Origin of the sequence: Pseudaestuariivita atlantica, assembly GCF_001205715.1 — a bacterium.
In the GTDB taxonomy this organism is placed as follows: Bacteria; Pseudomonadota; Alphaproteobacteria; order Rhodobacterales; family Rhodobacteraceae; genus Pseudaestuariivita; species Pseudaestuariivita atlantica.
Genome location: NZ_AQQZ01000003.1, coordinates 461,335 through 477,097, shown reverse-complemented (window position 1 = coordinate 477,097; position 15,763 = coordinate 461,335). Strand labels below are relative to the sequence as shown.

The following is a 15,763-nucleotide window of genomic DNA, read 5'->3' as shown; positions in this document are numbered from 1 at the left end:
CGGGCATTTCGCTTCCGTGTCACCTGCATAGCGGTGGCAGTGCCGCGCCGTCTTGCGGCGGGCCACGGCGCTGGTAGGGTCGCGACAGACGAGGGGAGAGCACATGTCGGACCGGGTCGAGATCGTGCACCGGAATTTCCTGGACCGCACCGCCGCGGGCGACCTGCCCGCAGGCGCCGATCCCGCGCCGGGCCTGTCGCCGGAGGACGCGCGCACGCTTTTCCGCGCGCAGCTGACCGCCCGCGCGCTCGACCGCGAGAGCCGGGCGATGCAGGCGCGGGGAGAGGGGTTTTATACCATCGGATCGTCGGGGCACGAAGGCATGGCCGCCGTGGCATGGGCGCTGAGGCCCGATGACATCGCCTTCCTGCATTACCGCGACGCCGCCTTCCAGCTGGCCCGCGCCGCGCAGCTGGGGGAGGACGGCACGCGCGACATGCTGGCGAGTTTCGCCTGCCTTGCCGAGGACCCGATCAGCGGTGGGCGGCACAAGGTGCTGGGCTCGCGCAAGCTGATGATCCCGCCCCAGACCTCGACCATCGCGTCGCACCTGCCCAAGGCGGTCGGCGCGGCCTACAGCCTCGGGCTGGCACGGCGGCACCCGCCCGAACACCGGGCGCTGGCCGGGGACGGGATCGTGGTCTGCTCGTTCGGCGATGCTTCGGTCAACCATGCCAGCGCGCAGGCCGCGCTCAACACCGCCGGCTGGGCTGCCGTGCAGAACGCGCCCTTGCCGCTGATGTTCGTCTGCGAAGACAACGGGATCGGGATTTCCACCCGCTCGCCCCGTGGCTGGGTGGCGGCGACGCTGCAATCGCGGCCGGGGCTGGATTACGTCGCGGCGGACGGGCTGGACCTTTACGCCGCGCACGCCGCCGCGCGCGACCTCGCGGCGCGGGTCCGGCGGACGCGTAAACCGGCGATCCTGCACCTGCGCACCGTGCGGCTCTATGGCCATGCCGGCGCCGATGTCGCCACCGCCTACCTGCCCCGCGCGACGGTGGAGGCGGAAGAGGCGCAGGACCCGCTGTTGCACTCGGTCAGGTTGCTCGACAAGGCCGGGGCGTTGCCGGTGGCGGAGGCGCGCGCCGCCTACCTCGCCCGCGAGGCCGAGGTGCAGGCATTGGCGGCCGAGATCGGCCCGCGCCCCCGGCTGGCCGACGCGGCCGGCGTGATGGAAACGATCATCCCCCCGAAACGTGCCTGCGCCCGCCGCAACGGGCCGGATGCTGCGCGGCGCGAGGCCGCTTTTGGCAGCGATCTGCGCGCCATGGACACGCCGCAGGTGATGAGCCGCCTCATCAACTGGACCCTGACGGATGCGATGCTGACCCACCCCGAGGTCATCGTGATGGGCGAGGACGTGGGCACCAAGGGCGGCGTCTATGGTGTGACGCGGGGCCTTCAGGGCCGGTTCGGGCGCGACCGGGTGATGGACACGCTGCTGGACGAGACCTCGATCCTCGGGCTGGCCATCGGGCTGGCGCATAACGGCTTCGTGCCGGTGCCGGAAATCCAGTTCCTCGCCTATCTGCACAATGCCGAGGACCAGCTGCGCGGGGAGGCGGCGACGCTGCCCTTCTTCAGCAAGGGCCAGTTCACCAACCCGATGGTGCTGCGCATCGCCGGGCTGGGGTACCAGAAGGGGTTCGGCGGGCATTTCCACAACGACAACTCGCTTGCCGTCCTGCGCGACCTGCCGGGCGTGATCCTCGCCTGTCCGTCGCGGGGCCGCGACGCGGTGGGCGTGCTGCGGGAGGCGCTGCGGCTGGCGCGCGAGGAGAACCGCGTGGTCGTGATGCTGGAGCCCATCGCGCTTTATGCCGAACGTGACCTGACGCCCGGCGACGGCGCGTGGATGGAGACCTATCCCGGCCCCGATCACCGCATCGCGGTGGGCGAGATCGGGCAGACCGGGCAGGGCACCGACCTTGCCATCGTCAGCTACGGCAACGGCCACCGCCTGTCGCAACAGGCCGCCCGCGTGCTGGAGGCGGGCGGCACGGGCGTGCGGGTGATCGACCTGCGCTGGCTCGCACCATTGCCGCTCGATGCGCTGGGCGCGGCGGTCGCGGGCTGCGGCGCGGTCCTGTTCGTGGATGAATGCCGCCGGTCGGGCAACGTGTCCGAGGGGCTGATGACATGGGCGGCTGAAGCGGGCCTTCGCCGCATCGCGCGGGAGGTGGCCGAGGACAGTTTTATCGCCACCGGCCCGGCCTATGCCGCGACCATGCCCTCGGCCGACAGCATCGTTGCGGCGGCGCGGCGGTTGCTGGGCTGACGGGATCAGCGCGGCAGCGCGTCGCGCACGATGTGCAGCGCGGCGAGCGTGTCGCCAAGGCGCGGGCCAAGCGCCGCCTCGATCCGGGCGCGGCGGGCGTCGAACCGGGGCGCGACCAGTGCCAGCACCTCCACCCCGCGCGGCGTCAGCGACACCATCTTCTTGCGCTTGTTGCCGGGATGGTCGTGGAACGACACGTATCCCTGTCCGGCCAGTGCCACCGCCGCACGGCTGATCTGCGCGCGGTCGATCTGCATGATCCGCCCGAGGTCCGAGATTGACAGATCGTCATAGGCCTGCACCGATTTGAGGATGCGATACCCCGTGGTGTTCAGGTCGGTGCCCTGCAACAGGTCGGGGATCTCGTTCTCGATCTGCTTGGCGATCGTGGTCAGGAGGTAGGTGATGTTGCCGTCCATCCTGTCGAAGGCGGCGGCGCCGGGTCGGGTGAGAGGCTGGGCCATGGGCAATCCCTTGCGGTGAACGCAATCGAGGGCGGAAGCCGGGTGGTGTGGGTGCATCGTTCTCCCGGCAGCGCGGCGCGTCAATCCACGAAATGCGTGAAAAGTGCAAGTCCCGCGCCCGGTTCAGACGTCCCAGACAACGCGCAGCCCGTGATGCGGCGTGGCGCTGTCGGGGCTGTTGCCCGACCGCGCGGCGATCCGGTAGCGATAGCAATAGGACGCGTGGCACAGGTACGACCCGCCCTTCGACACCTTGTAGCCGCGCATCGCGGCGGCGCGGGCGCGGGCCGCTTTCTTGAGCGATTTGACCCGCCACGCATCCGCCGTCCATTCCCAGACATTGCCGCACATCTGGTAGAGGCCATACCCGTTCGGGGCAAAGGCGCTTGCCGGGGCGGTGGTGGCATAGCCGTCGGCGGCGGTGTTGCGGTCGGGGAAGGTGCCCTGCCAGATGTTGCAGGGGAAGGGGCCGTCATCGCGCGGCTCGTCCCCGCCCCACGGGAACCGCACGTCTCCCAGCCCGCCGCGCGCGGCGTGTTCCCATTCCGCCTCTGACGGGAGGCGGCCTCCGACCCACGCGGCATAGGCGCGGGCGTCTTCCCAGCTGAGCTGCGTGACGGGGTGGTCGGGGTGGCAGGCGTCTTCGGTGCCCGGCCCGTTCGGGGCCGACCAGCAGGCCCCATCGACCCGCCGCCACCACGGCGCTTCGGGCACCGCATCGGTCGGGCCGGTGCCGGGGGGCACGTCGGCGTGGAAGACGAAGGACCAGCCCCAGCGCTCGGTTTCGGTGACGAACCCCGTCGCGGCCACGAACCGCGCGAAGGCCGCGTTGGTCACGACCGTCGCGCCCATGCGGAAGGGCCTGATCCGCGTCTTGCGCAGCGGGCCTTCGCCGTCTTCATGCAGGTGGGGCGCGGAGGTGCCGATCAGGCCCGCACCTCCGGGGATGTCGACGATGGCGTCGGGATAGGAGCCCGCCTCCGCCACCGGCGTGGCACCGGGGCGCGCGCCACCGTCGCGCGCGGGCGCGCAGCAGCCCGCCTCAGCGGAGTGCGGCGGCGAACCCATCGGCCACGTGATCGATATTGGTCGAGCAGAGCGCAGCCACGTTGATGCGCCCGTCCGAGGCCATGTAGATCCCGTATTCCTCGCGCACCATCTGCACCTGTTCGGGCGTGAACCCGGTGTACGAGAACATGCCCACCTGGTCGGTGACAAAGGACAGGTCCGCCGTCACCTGCCGCTCTTCCAGCTTGGCGCGCAATTCGCGCCGCATCTGGGCGATGCGCTCGCGCACCTCGGTCAGTTCGGCCTCCCAGTCGGCGTGCAGCGCGTCGTCGGCAAAGACCTCGGCCACGATTCGCGCGCCGTGGTTGGGCGGCATCGAGTAATTGGCCCGGATCGTCGCGTTCAGCTGCGCCATGACGGGTTTGAGCTGGTCGGGAGTTTCCGCCAACACGGTCAGCCCGCCGGTGCGTTCGCGGTAGATGCCGAAGTTCTTGGAATAGGACGAGGCGATCAGCATCTCGGGCACATGCGCCGCAAGGTGGCGCAGGCCCGCCACGTCTTCCTCCAGCCCGTGGCCAAGGCCCTGGTAGGCGCAATCGACGAAGGGGAAGAGGCCGCGATCCGCGATCACCTGCGTGATCTCTTCCCACTGCGCGGGTTTCAGATCGACGCCGGTGGGGTTGTGGCAGCAGGCATGCAGCAGCACCACGTCACCGGGGGCCACGTCGTTTGTCAGGCAGGCCAGCATCCCGTCGAAGTCGAGCCCGCGATCCGAGGCGCGGAAATAGGGATATTCCCTGATCGTCAGTCCCGCCGCGCGGGCGACGGGGACGTGGTTGGCCCATGTGGGGGACGACACCCAGATGGTCGCGCCCGGTTTCGTGGAGGCGATCAGGTCGCAGGCCACGCGCAGCGCGCCCGAGCCACCCACCGTCTGCACCGCGCCGATGCGGCCCGCGGCCAGCGCCGGGTGCCCGTCACCCAGCAGCATCCGGGGCGTGCGCTCGTTCAGCTCGGCATCACCCGCGATCCCGACATAGGTCTTGGTGTCCTCGGTCTTCAGTGTCACCGCCTCGGCCCCCTTGACGGCACGCATGACCGGCACGCGGCCGGCATCGTCCTTGTAGACGCCCACGATCAGGTCGACCTTCAGCTCGCGCGGGTCGGCGCGGAAGGCGGCCATCATGGCCATGATCGGGTCTACGGCGCGGGGTTCGATTTCGGCGAACATGACAAGGGGTTCCTCTGCTGGGGGTGCAGGGCGGATATACTAGTGGGCGCGGCGGAGGGAAAGCCGCTAACACGGGGGCTTTGCAAAGCGCCCGCGCGGGCGCTTGCAAGCGTGTTCGAAGACGCTTGCCGCCCAACCGCAAGGCGCTGTGTCCGGCGGTCGTGCCTTAGCCCAACCCACCCCTGACCTTCGCCAGCAACGTATCCGCCGCGCGGGCCAGCAGGCCGCTGTCGATCGCGCAGGCGATGAAGCCGAAGCCCTTGCCGTAAAGGTCGATCGCCATGTCGGGGTTGGTCACCAGCGTGCCCGCCGGGATGCCCGCATCCATCAGCTTTTGCGCGGCGGGCATGATCGCCTGCCACGTCTCGTCCGCCATCGGCTTGCCGAGATGGCCGATATCGGCGGCGATGTCGGCGGGGCCGAAGAAGATCCCGTCCACGCCCTCGATCCGGCCCATCTCCACCGCCTGGTCCATGGCCGCCTGCGTTTCCACCTGCAGGATCAGCACGAACTCCTCCTCGCAGCGCTGCAGGTAATCGGTCACCCGGCCATACTTGGTGGCCCGCGTCGTGCCGCCGAAGCCGCGCACGCCGTTGGGCGGGTAGCGCGTCGCGGCGGCGGCGGCGCGCGCCTCCTCGACCGTCTGCACGTAGGGCACGACGATCCCCTGCGCGCCCGCATCCATCACCCTCTTGATCATCACCGTGTCGTTCCACGGCACGCGCACCAGCGCGGGCACGCCTTCGGCCTCGAGCACGGTCAACTGCTGCACCACGGTGTCCAGCCCGCCGGGCGTGTGCTCCATGTCCACCACCGTCCAGTCATAGCCTGCCGAGGCATGGGCGGCGGTGGCGAAGGGAGAGTTGATCGAGGCCCACATGCCCACCGTCTTCTCACCGGCGGCGAGGGCGTGCTTGAAGGCGTTGCGGGCGAGTTTCATGGCCTATCCTTTCAGGTCTTCGGCGATCATGTCGGCGGCTTTCTCGGCGATCATCACCACAGGCGAGGCGGTATTGCCAGAGGTGATCGTCGGCATGATCGAGGCATCGACGACCCGCAGCCCCCGCGCCTTGTGCACGCGCAGGCGGTCATCCACGACCGCCATCGGGTCATGCCCCATCTTGCAGGTGCCGACGGGGTGGAAGATCGTCGTCGCGATCTCTCCCGCCTTGGCGGCGAGGTCGGCATCGTCGGTTTCCGGCCCCGGCAGGCGTTCGCGCGGGGCGTAGGGGGCCATGGCTCGGGTCGCCATCAGTGCCCGCGCCTGCCGGATCGAGTCCACCGCGACCTGCCGGTCGCCGGGGGTGGAGAGGTAGTTCAGCCGGATGTCCGGCTGGCTGTCCAGATCGGTCGTGGTGATGTGGCAGGTGCCCCGGCTTTCGGGGCGCAGGTTGCAGACCGACACGGTGATGCCGGGAAAGTCGTGCAGCGGCCCGCCCAGCCGGTCGCAGGACAGCGGCTGGACGTGATATTCCACGTTCGGCGTCGCCCGCGACGCATCCGACCGGGTGAAGAGGCCGAACTGGCTGGGCGCCATCGCCAGCGGCCCCGACCGGCGCACCATGTATTCCAGCGCCATCCGCGCCTTGCCGGTCCAAGAATTGGCCAGCTGGTTCAGCGTCACGGCGTTCGACACCTCGAACACGGTGCGGATCTGCAAATGGTCCTGCAGGTTCTCCCCCACGCCCGGCAGGTCGATCACCGGGTCGATGCCCAATGCTTTCAACCTCTCGGGGCTGCCAACGCCAGACAGTTCCAGCGCCTTGGGCGAGTTGATCGACCCGGCGCACAGGATGACCTCCCGCGCCGTGATCGTCCGTTCCGCGCCCCGGTCGCGCACCACCGCGCCGGTTACGCGGGTGCCATCCCATGTCAGCCGACGCACCTCGCATTCGGTGCGGATGCGCAGGTTCGCGCGCCCCTTGGCGGGCCGCAGGAAGCCGCGTGCCGCCGACCAGCGGGTGCCGCGATGCTGGTTGACCTCGAAATACCCCGACCCTTCGTTGTCGCCGGTGTTGAAGTCGGGCGTGGGCGGCACGCCCATCTCGGCCGCTGCCTCGGCCACGGCGTCGAGGATATCCCAATGCAAACGCTGCGTCGTGACCTTCCAGTCGCCGCCCTGCCCATGCCCCTCGCCACCCGCGTGGTGGTCTTCGGAGCGCAGGAAATAGGGCAGCACGTCGTCCCAGCCCCAGCCAGCGTTGCCCATCTGCCGCCAGCCGTCGTAATCGGCGGCCTGCCCGCGCAGGTACAGCATCCCGTTGATCGACGAACACCCGCCCAGCACCTTGCCGCGCGGATAGGGGAGGGAGCGGCCGCCCAACCCCGGCTCTTCCGCCGTGCGCATCATCCAGTCGGTGCGCGGATTGCCCATGGTGAAGAGGTAACCGACCGGGATCGGCACCCAGAAGGTGCGGTCGTCCTTCCCGGCTTCCAGCAGGGTGACGCGGGTGCGGCCATCGGCGCTGAGGCGGTTGGCCAGCACGCAACCGGCGGTGCCCGCGCCGACGATCAGGATGTCGGTGTCGGCAGTCATGCGTCCCAGTCGGCGCGGGGCACGATGGCGCCGTGGTGGCAGATCACGCGGGAGGCGCAGGCATGGCCAGCCGCCAGCGCCGCCGCCTCGTCCCCGCCCTGCAGCACCGCGCCAAGGAACGCGCCGTTGAAGCTGTCTCCGGCGGCAGTGCTGTCGACCACGCGGGTCACGGCGGGCAGGTCCGGGGCGGCCCCCGTCGTCAGGCCCAGCGGCCCGGTCGCCCCGCGTTTCAGGGCTCCGGCGCGCAAGGGCATGGCGCTGAACCGCGCCGCGATGGCCTCGGCGGTCTCGTTCGGGGCCATGGCCATCTCGTCGTCAACCGAGGGCAGGGCGATGTCGGTCAGCGCCCACATCCTTTCCATCACCTCCCGCGCGGCCCCTCCCGAGGGCCATAGGGCGGGGCGGTAATTGCTGTCGAACGCCACTTGCAGCCCGTCGGCGCGGGCCGTCGCCAGATGCGCGAACAGGCGTTCGCGCGCGGCGTCGGGCAGGATGGCGAGCGTGATGCCGGACAGCGCCACCACGTCCGCGCCGTCGAGCGCGTCGATCCCGGCGTCGTCGTCGAACATCGTGCGCGCCGCGGCCTCGGACCGCCAGTAGTGGAAGCTGCGCTCGCCCGCGTGGTCGAGCGTGATGGCATACAGGCCGGGCAGGCGGGTCGGGTGGCGCAGGATGCGGTCGGTGGCGATGCCCTCGGCCTCGATGGCCTTGGTGATCCGGGCGCTGAACGGGTCGTGGCCCAGCGCGGTGACGTACCGCACCCGGTGCTCCTCTCCCAGCGACCGGCGCAGGTAGACCGCCCAGTTGAACGTATCGCCCGCCGTGCCGACCCGCGCGGCGGACCCTTCGGGTGCCGACAGCTCGATCATCACTTCGCCGATACAGGCAATCGTCAGTCCCATCGCGGTGCGGCCCTTCCCCTGTTCCCGCGCCGCACCTTGGGGCAAGGCGCGGGGCCATGGCAAGCGGGCGTTGCGGAGCGGGCCACGGACGCTAGACTGTCCGGGCACCGTGCAGAGAAGGGCCCGCCATGACGCTCCAGTTCCACCAGTTCGCCTACAATTCCGACAATTACGGCGTGCTGGTGCACGACCCAGACAGCGGCGAGACCGCCTGCATCGACGCGGGCAGCGCCAGGGCGGCAAAGGACGCGCTGGAAGCCACGGGCTGGCAACTGACGCAGATCTGGATCACCCATCACCATTGGGACCACACCGACGGGCTGGCCGAGTTGAAGGAGGACACCGGCGCGCAGGTGACCGGACCGGTGCCGCGCGGCAAGCCCGTGACGGGCCTCGACCGGCAGGTGGACGAGGGCGACACGCTGGCGCTGGGCGCGCACGAGGTGGGCGTGCTGCACACGCCGGGCCACACGCTCGACATGGTGAACTACGTGATCGGTGGCGCGGGCGTGGTGTTCACCGGCGACACGCTCTTCGCGATGGGGTGCGGGCGCATCTTCGAAGGTGACGCGCCGATGATGTGGAACAGCCTGCAAAAGCTCGCCGCGCTGCCCGACAGCACGGTGGTCTACTGCGCGCATGAATACACCGCCAGCAACGCCGCCTTCGCCCTGACGGTGGACCCGGACAACGCCGCGCTCAAGGATCGGGCGGCGGAGGTGTCGCGCCTCAGGGCCGACGGCCTGCCCACCGTGCCCACCACGATCGCCGCCGAAAAGGCGACCAATCCCTTCCTGCGCGCCGCCGATCCGGCCCTGCGCGTGCACCTCGGAATGCGGGACGCCACCGATGCCGAGGTCTTTGCCCGCGTGCGCCAGATGAAGGACGCCGCCTGACCGCGTGAAGAACACCGCCAAAGGTGCGGTAAACATGTGACAATCGGAGCCCCGACGCACTCCGTCGGGTAGGCAGTCCGGCCCCCGGCTGTTATGCCGGTTTCAATAAAAACAAGACCGAGGCAGAGCAGGGTAATGAACGCGCGCACATGTGGCACGTTTATCATCCCATGGTCACAGACTGAGATTGACGGCCTTCAGGCGCCCCCGCTGGGCGCGATGGAGGTCGGTGCAAGTTGGTCCTGGCAGGGCGACGCCCTGCGCGTGGATGGACCGGGTACGGTGCTGAGACTTGGGATGCGGGAAGAGGATGTGGCGTTGCGGCGGGGCGCCGCGCGCATGGTATCGCGCCTTGTCGGGCTGGCGCAGCATGCCGAATTCCAGGACGACGTGGACGAAGACGAACTGGGCGACGCCTGTTTCACGGTGACGGATGGGCGGCGCAGCTACACGCTGACGCTGATCCCGGTCGGGCCGTCGCGCGATCCGCTGGTCATGTGCCTGGGCGAGATGCCCCCGAAGGGCACCGAATTGTGGGTCGTGACGCATGCGCTGCACGACGACGACCCGTCCGGGTCCGGGGCCGGGGCCGACGATTTCGGCGATCCGCAGGCCGATCACGGCGGCGGCGTCATCTGTTTCACCCCCGGCACGCTGATCGACACGCCCGAAGGCCGCCGCCGGGTCGAGGACCTGCGCGAAGGCGACATGGTGCAGACCATGGACAACGGCGCCCAGCCCATCGTCTGGATGGGCGGTCGCAAGATGACCGGCGCGCGCCTGTTCGCGATGCCGCGCCTGCGCCCGATCCGCCTGCGCTGGGGCGCGTTCGGCCATGACGCGCCGGACCGCGACAGCCTCGTCTCTCCGGATCACCGCATCGTGGTGAAGGGCGCGGTGGCGCAGGAATTGTTCAACACCGACGAAGTGCTGGTGCGCGCCCGCGACCTCGTCAACGGTGGGTCGGTGACCATCGACCTGACGGTGCGGGAGGTGACGTACCTGCACCTGATGACACCCCGGCACGAGATCCTGCGCGCCGACGGGCTGGAAACCGAAAGCTTCCATCCCGGCAACGTCGCGCTGTCGACGCTCGACACCGCCGATCACCTGCGATTGCTGGACGTCTGCGCCGACCTGACCGTCGATCCCGACGATTTCGGCGACTACGTGCGGCGCAACCTGTCCCGGCCCGAGGCCGCCCTGTTGCGCTACAGCGCCTGAGACCAAGGACGGGGCGGGGTCAGACGACCTCCCCCGCATCCAGCTTTTTCAGCCACCTGTCGGCATCGCGCAGCACCGCCTCGCGCCGCTCTTCGTCCATCCGGTCCCACGTGCGGTACATCTGCGCCATGCGCGGATTGTTCCCGAACCGCTCCCGGTGGCGCATCAGGAAATGCCAGTAAAGCAGGTTGAAGGGGCACGCCTTGTCGCCGGTCTTGGTGCTGACGGAGTACGAGCATCCCTTGCAGTAATCCGACATGCGGTTGATGTACGCGCCGGACGAGACATAGGGTTTCGACGCGATGACCCCGCCATCGGCGAACTGCGACATGCCGATCACGTTGGGGGCCTCCACCCATTCGAACGCGTCGGCATAGACCTCAAGATACCACTCGTGCAGCGCGTGCGGATCGACCCCCGCCAAGAGCCCGAAATTACCCGTCACCATCAGCCGCTGGATGTGATGGGCATAGGCGTCCGTCCCCGTCTGCTCCACCGCGTTCGACACGCAGTTCATCTTCGTGGGCTTGCCCCAATAGAACCCCGGCAGGTCGCGGTCATGTCCCAGCACGTTGCGCGACGTATAATCCGGCCCTTCAAGGAAATAGATGCCCCGCACGTAATCGCGCCAGCCGATGATCTGCCGGATGAACCCTTCGACCGCGTTGATCGGCGCGCGGCCTGCACGGTACTCGGCCTCCGCCCGGCGACACACCTCCACCGGGTCCAGAAGCCCGATGTTGATGTAGGGCGACAGGATCGAGTGATAGAGGAAGCGGTGATCCGACAGCATCGCGTCCTGGTAGTCCCCGAATTTCGGCAGCGCCTTGTCCATGAAGTGATCAAGCGCCTGTTCGGCCTGCGCGGCGTCAGTGGCAAACCCAAAGGGCCGCAGGTCCCCGAAATGGTTGCCGAACCGGCTCTCGACCAACGCCAGAACCTCCTCGACCGTGTCGTCCGGCTCGAACCAGATCGGGTCGTGGGTCACGTCATCGGGCGCGGGCTTGCGGTTGTCGTGGTCGAAATTCCACTTGCCCTCTGCCGGGTCGTCCCCGTCCATCAACAGGCCCGTCTTGCGGCGCATTTCGCGATAGAAATACTCCATCCGCAGCGCCTTGCGCCCCTCGGCCCACTTTTCGAACTCGGCATGGGAGGCGACGAATCGGTCGTCCTCCAGCATCTCGGTCTTCAAGGGCAGATGCCGCAGGGCAGAGATCAGCCGCCACTCCCCCGGCTCGGTGATGATGGCGCTGTCGGCCCCGGTCTCTTCCGCCCGGCGCAACAACTCGCCCCCGATGGACTCCGACGCCTCGGGATCGTCCAGCCTGGTATAGCGTACATCCCACCCGTCATCTTCCAGACGCGCCGCGAACTTGCGCATCGCGGACAGGATCAGCGCGATCTTCTTGGGGTGGTGCTTGACATAGGTCGCCTCGTCCCCGACCTCGGCCATGACGACCACGTCGGTCGCCTTGTCGGCGGCCTTCAGCGCGGCGACATCGGGGCTCAACTGGTCGCCCAGAACCAGGACAAGCCGGGTCACCACGGCACCTCGGCACCGCTGTAGTCGAAGAACCCGCCGGACTGGTCAGCGGTCAGACCCGCCAGCACGTCCAGCAGATTCGCGGCGGCCTCCTGCGGCGGGACTGTCTTGTGCCGGCCCGCGTATTTCTCGGTGAACTTCGTGGCGACCGTGCCCGGATGCAGCGCGACGCAGATCGCCTGCTTGTGTGTCCGCGCCAGCTCGATGGCCGCCGTGTGAACCACCTGGTTCACCGCCGCCTTGGCCGTGCGGTAGGCGTACCAGCCGCCGATCCGGTTGTCCCCGATCGACCCCACCCGCGCCGACAGGACCGCCATCACCGCCCGCCGGTCACGCGGCAGCAGGGGGCCTGCATGTTTCATCACCATCGCCGGACCCACGGCGTTCAGCGCGAATTGGTCAAGCATCGCCTTGGGGGTGAGGGCGCGGATGGTTTTCTCCGGCACCGCCCCGTCGATCTCCAGCGCGCCGGTGGCACAGAGGATCACGTCGAACGGACCTGTCAGCGCCCCGATGGCGGAGGCGACGCTCGCCTCGTCGGTCACATCCAGCCCCTCGGTCGACCGGGACAGCCCCGTCACCTCGTACCCGCGCGCGTCGAGTTCGGCCGCCAACGCGCTTCCGATCCCGCCGGAATGTCCGATCACCAATGCCTTCGACATCTCAACTCCACCCTTGACCGGTCAGGACCTAGGGCCACACTTGACGGTGACGAGACCGGAGACCCCGGAATGCGCATTTTCGCCGCCCTTGCCGCCCTTTCGCTGCCCGCCGCCGCGCAGGAACTGGAGCTGCGCGACTTCTATGCCCTGAACCAACCCGCATCGCTGGAATACGATCCCACGTTCTGCGGCCTGTGGATCGCGAACGAGGGGCGGGAGGTCGTGCTGGTCACGCTGGCAGGCGAGGAATTGCGCCGCTGGTCCAGCGACCTTTACCGCGTCAAGGCGCTGACCGTTATGGGTGAGGACGTGATCGTGGCCGACGGGCTGGGCCGCTACCAGCGCCTGTCGAAATCGGGCGAGCCGCGCGGCGCGCCCTACCGGATCGGCGTGGGCATGGATACCGAGGGCATGGTGGGCCTGCCGGGCGGCGGCATGGTGCTGGTCGAGGATGACCCGGCGCGCCTTGTCTGGATCGACCCGGCGGGCGAGGTTGTGAGCCAGATCGCGGGCGAAAGTTTCGACCCGCCCCTGGTCGAGCCGCAGGGCATCGCCCGCGACCCGCGCACCGGGCATCTGCTGGTGGTGGACGACTGGGAAGGGACCAACGCGCTGTGGGTGCTGGAGGCGGATGGCGGACTGGTCGGTCGCGTGCCGCTGATCGCCTACGGGCGCGACCCCGAGGGCGTGGCGCTGCGTCCAGGCGACGATGCGCTGTTCGTGGGCTTCGACCAGGGCGCGCGGATCGCGGCCTTCACCTATACCCCGCCAACGACCGGAACGCTGGACGATCCGGGGGCCGATTGCATGATGTTCTGAACCGCGTCCGCGCGACGTGGCGACGGGTGCAAAAATCCGCGCCGCGCCCCCTTGACCCCCGCGCGGCAAATCCGTACTCACCCGCACGGTTCGGCGGTATAGCTCAGTTGGTTAGAGCAGAGGAATCATAATCCTTGTGTCCGGGGTTCGAGTCCCTGTACCGCCACCACCCTTCCTTGCATCGGTAAACCGCGCGTCACCCGGTTGGCTTTTTCGCCGCAACCGTACGCAATCTTGCCCGCCGCCCCTTCCGCAGACCGGCGCAGGGGCCTAGAAGGCCGGTGGCCAGCCCAAGGAGGACGCCCCATGCGCCGCGCCACGATCACGCGCAAGACAGCCGAGACCGACATCACCGTCACCGTCGACCTCGACGGAACGGGTGAGTACGACAACCAGACCGGTGTCGGGTTCTTCGACCACATGCTCGACCAGCTGGCGCGCCACGCGCTGATCGACATGACGGTGCGGGCGACGGGCGATCTGCATATCGACGATCACCACACGGTCGAGGATACGGGCATCGCGCTGGGACAGGCGCTGGCGGAGGCGCTGGGCGACAAGCGCGGCATCCGCCGCTACGGCGCGTGCCACCTGCCGATGGACGACGCGCAGGTGCGCGCGGCGCTCGATCTGTCGGGGCGGCCCTACCTTGTCTGGACGCTCGACCTGCCGACCGCCAAGATCGGCACCTTCGATACCGAACTGGTGCGCGAGTTCTTCCAGGCCTTCAGCACCCATGGCGGCATCACGCTGCACGTGGACCAGCTGCACGGCGTGAACAGCCACCACATCGCCGAGGCGGCGTTCAAGGCCGTGGCGCGCGCGCTGCGCGAGGCGGTGGAACCCGATCCGCGCCGGTCGGACGCGGTGCCCTCGACCAAGGGCGCGCTCTGACCCCATGACCACCGCGATCATCGACTACGACAGCGGCAACCTGCACTCCGCGCACAAGGCCTTTGCCCGCATGGCGGACGAGGCCGGCGCGGGCGCGGTGACGGTGACCTCCGATCCGGAGGTGATCCGCGCGGCGGACCGGATCGTGCTGCCGGGGGACGGGGCCTTCCCGGCCTGCCGGCGCGCGCTGTTTGACCATCGCGGCGTGTTCGAGGCGATGGAAGAGGCGGTGGTCCGTGGCGGGCGGCCCTTCTTCGGCATCTGCATCGGGATGCAGATGATGGCGACACGCGGGCTGGAATATGCCGAGACGCCGGGGTTCGACTGGATCGGCGGGACGGTGGCGGCGATCAAGCCTTCTGACGCATCCCTGAAAGTGCCGCACATGGGCTGGAACGACCTCGTGATCGAGGCGCCCCACCCGGTGCTGGACGGCATCGCCACCGGCGATCACGCCTATTTCGTGCATTCCTTCCAGTTCGAGGTCGCCGATCCCGCGCACCGGCTGGCGCATGCCGATTACGCGGGCGACATCACGGCGGTTGTGGGGCGCGACACGATGGTCGGCACGCAATTCCACCCGGAAAAGAGCGCCGCCACGGGCCTGCGCATGATCCGCAATTTCCTTGACTGGACCCCCTGACCGCGGGGGTCGGGTGCGAGCACCCGACCTACGGGACGAGCAAGGGGGTAGGGCGGGAGCTTGCCTCCCGCCACGCGTGACGGGTGCGCGCACCCGTCCTACGCCAGCTGTCCGTCAGGATGTAGGTCGGGTGATCTCACCCGACCGGGCCGTTACTGTACGCGCTGCCAGAGCTGGCTTTGGCAGACGGGGCCAAGGCAACCCTTGACCAGCATCTCGCTGCCCATCACCTGCATCGTGGCGCGGTAATTCTTGTTGTGGGCGGGCACGAAGGCCATGCCTTCATACTTGCCGTTGCCAATGGGTTGCATGTCCCAGAACACGCGCTTGCCCACGTTGGGGTGCGAGATCTGGGTGCCCGAGCCATCGAACACCTTCACGATGGTCCCGCATAGGGCCGCGCCACAGGGCACGGATTCCACCTGCGCGACCTGGTCTTTCTTGTCGGCCTGCGTCAGCCACAGCCCGCGCGCATCCTGCGCAGAGGCCACGCCCGCCACGAAACCGATCACGGCAACGGACGTCAGAACCTTGAGAATACGTGTCACCGGCATCACTCCTTTCAGCGATACTGGCAGCGCCGGCGATGATCGCCGGTCGGCAGCGCGATGAATATGGGAAACCTTGTACCACGTGAAAAGGGGCGGGATGAAAAATCTT

General features: G+C 68.7%; 15 protein-coding genes and 1 tRNA gene. 7 read left to right on the top strand and 9 right to left on the bottom strand.

Going from position 1 to position 15,763, the window contains the following annotated elements; genetic code table 11:
- Window positions 1–103 precede the first annotated feature (103 nt).
- A complete protein-coding gene (locus ATO11_RS09010; RefSeq protein ID WP_050530486.1) occupies window positions 104–2,281 on the top strand; it encodes a thiamine pyrophosphate-dependent enzyme in 2,178 nt (725 codons plus the stop codon).
- 5 nt (window positions 2,282–2,286) lie between these two features.
- Here the strand turns inward: ATO11_RS09010 and ATO11_RS09005 are convergent, their stop codons facing one another.
- The 6 genes from ATO11_RS09005 to ATO11_RS08980 all read right to left on the bottom strand — a co-directional run bounded on the left by ATO11_RS09005 (window position 2,287) and on the right by ATO11_RS08980 (window position 8,422).
- The gene (locus ATO11_RS09005; protein WP_050530485.1) at window positions 2,287–2,745 is read right to left on the bottom strand and encodes a MarR family winged helix-turn-helix transcriptional regulator; all 459 of its coding nucleotides are present in this window, start codon (window positions 2,743–2,745) and stop codon (window positions 2,287–2,289) included.
- Between the two features lie 123 nt (window positions 2,746–2,868).
- Window positions 2,869–3,813, bottom strand: coding sequence for a formylglycine-generating enzyme family protein (locus tag ATO11_RS09000; protein WP_050530484.1), 945 nt, complete (start codon window positions 3,811–3,813; stop codon window positions 2,869–2,871).
- Window positions 3,788–4,984: an amino acid aminotransferase gene (locus ATO11_RS08995; RefSeq protein ID WP_050530483.1), complete on the bottom strand. Its 1,197-nt coding sequence runs from the start codon at window positions 4,982–4,984 to the stop codon at window positions 3,788–3,790. The genes ATO11_RS09000 and ATO11_RS08995 overlap by 26 nt, the downstream gene beginning before the upstream one ends.
- Before the next feature lie 166 nt (window positions 4,985–5,150).
- Window positions 5,151–5,924 (bottom strand): HpcH/HpaI aldolase family protein, encoded by a 774-nt coding sequence (locus tag ATO11_RS08990; protein WP_050530482.1) that lies wholly within the window; start codon window positions 5,922–5,924, stop codon window positions 5,151–5,153.
- 3 nt (window positions 5,925–5,927) lie between these two features.
- Complete coding sequence (locus ATO11_RS08985; protein WP_050530481.1) at window positions 5,928–7,520, bottom strand: GMC family oxidoreductase; 1,593 nt, start codon at window positions 7,518–7,520, stop codon at window positions 5,928–5,930.
- On the bottom strand, window positions 7,517–8,422 hold the full coding sequence (locus ATO11_RS08980; protein ID WP_242601391.1) for a sugar kinase: 906 nt from the start codon (window positions 8,420–8,422) through the stop codon (window positions 7,517–7,519). The genes ATO11_RS08985 and ATO11_RS08980 overlap by 4 nt, the downstream gene beginning before the upstream one ends.
- A gap of 128 nt (window positions 8,423–8,550) precedes the next feature.
- Between ATO11_RS08980 and gloB the strand changes: the two genes are divergently transcribed.
- Window positions 8,551–9,318: a hydroxyacylglutathione hydrolase gene (gene gloB, locus ATO11_RS08975; RefSeq protein WP_050530480.1), complete on the top strand. Its 768-nt coding sequence runs from the start codon at window positions 8,551–8,553 to the stop codon at window positions 9,316–9,318.
- 219 nt (window positions 9,319–9,537) lie between these two features.
- On the top strand, window positions 9,538–10,542 hold the full coding sequence (locus ATO11_RS08970; RefSeq protein ID WP_341271327.1) for a Hint domain-containing protein: 1,005 nt from the start codon (window positions 9,538–9,540) through the stop codon (window positions 10,540–10,542).
- 19 nt (window positions 10,543–10,561) lie between these two features.
- On the opposite strand, the gene ATO11_RS08965 is transcribed toward ATO11_RS08970, so the two are convergent.
- On the bottom strand, window positions 10,562–12,085 hold the full coding sequence (locus tag ATO11_RS08965) for a cryptochrome/photolyase family protein (protein WP_207382950.1): 1,524 nt from the start codon (window positions 12,083–12,085) through the stop codon (window positions 10,562–10,564).
- On the bottom strand, window positions 12,082–12,747 hold the full coding sequence (locus ATO11_RS08960) for an SDR family NAD(P)-dependent oxidoreductase (protein WP_050530477.1): 666 nt from the start codon (window positions 12,745–12,747) through the stop codon (window positions 12,082–12,084). The genes ATO11_RS08965 and ATO11_RS08960 overlap by 4 nt, the downstream gene beginning before the upstream one ends.
- 69 nt (window positions 12,748–12,816) lie before the next feature.
- On the opposite strand from ATO11_RS08960, the gene ATO11_RS08955 reads away from it, so the two are divergent.
- The 4 genes from ATO11_RS08955 to hisH all read left to right on the top strand — a co-directional run bounded on the left by ATO11_RS08955 (window position 12,817) and on the right by hisH (window position 15,103).
- Window positions 12,817–13,566 (top strand): NHL repeat-containing protein, encoded by a 750-nt coding sequence (locus ATO11_RS08955; RefSeq protein WP_050530476.1) that lies wholly within the window; start codon window positions 12,817–12,819, stop codon window positions 13,564–13,566.
- A gap of 92 nt (window positions 13,567–13,658) precedes the next feature.
- Window positions 13,659–13,735: transfer RNA gene (locus ATO11_RS08950), tRNA-Met, on the top strand.
- A gap of 137 nt (window positions 13,736–13,872) precedes the next feature.
- Window positions 13,873–14,460 (top strand): imidazoleglycerol-phosphate dehydratase HisB, encoded by a 588-nt coding sequence (gene hisB / locus ATO11_RS08945; RefSeq protein ID WP_050530475.1) that lies wholly within the window; start codon window positions 13,873–13,875, stop codon window positions 14,458–14,460.
- A 4-nt stretch (window positions 14,461–14,464) separates the two neighbouring features.
- Window positions 14,465–15,103 (top strand): imidazole glycerol phosphate synthase subunit HisH, encoded by a 639-nt coding sequence (gene hisH, locus ATO11_RS08940; RefSeq protein ID WP_050530474.1) that lies wholly within the window; start codon window positions 14,465–14,467, stop codon window positions 15,101–15,103.
- 152 nt (window positions 15,104–15,255) lie between these two features.
- Here the strand turns inward: hisH and ATO11_RS08935 are convergent, their stop codons facing one another.
- Complete coding sequence (locus ATO11_RS08935) at window positions 15,256–15,651, bottom strand: DUF2147 domain-containing protein (protein WP_165586945.1); 396 nt, start codon at window positions 15,649–15,651, stop codon at window positions 15,256–15,258.
- Window positions 15,652–15,763: the final 112 nt, after the last annotated feature.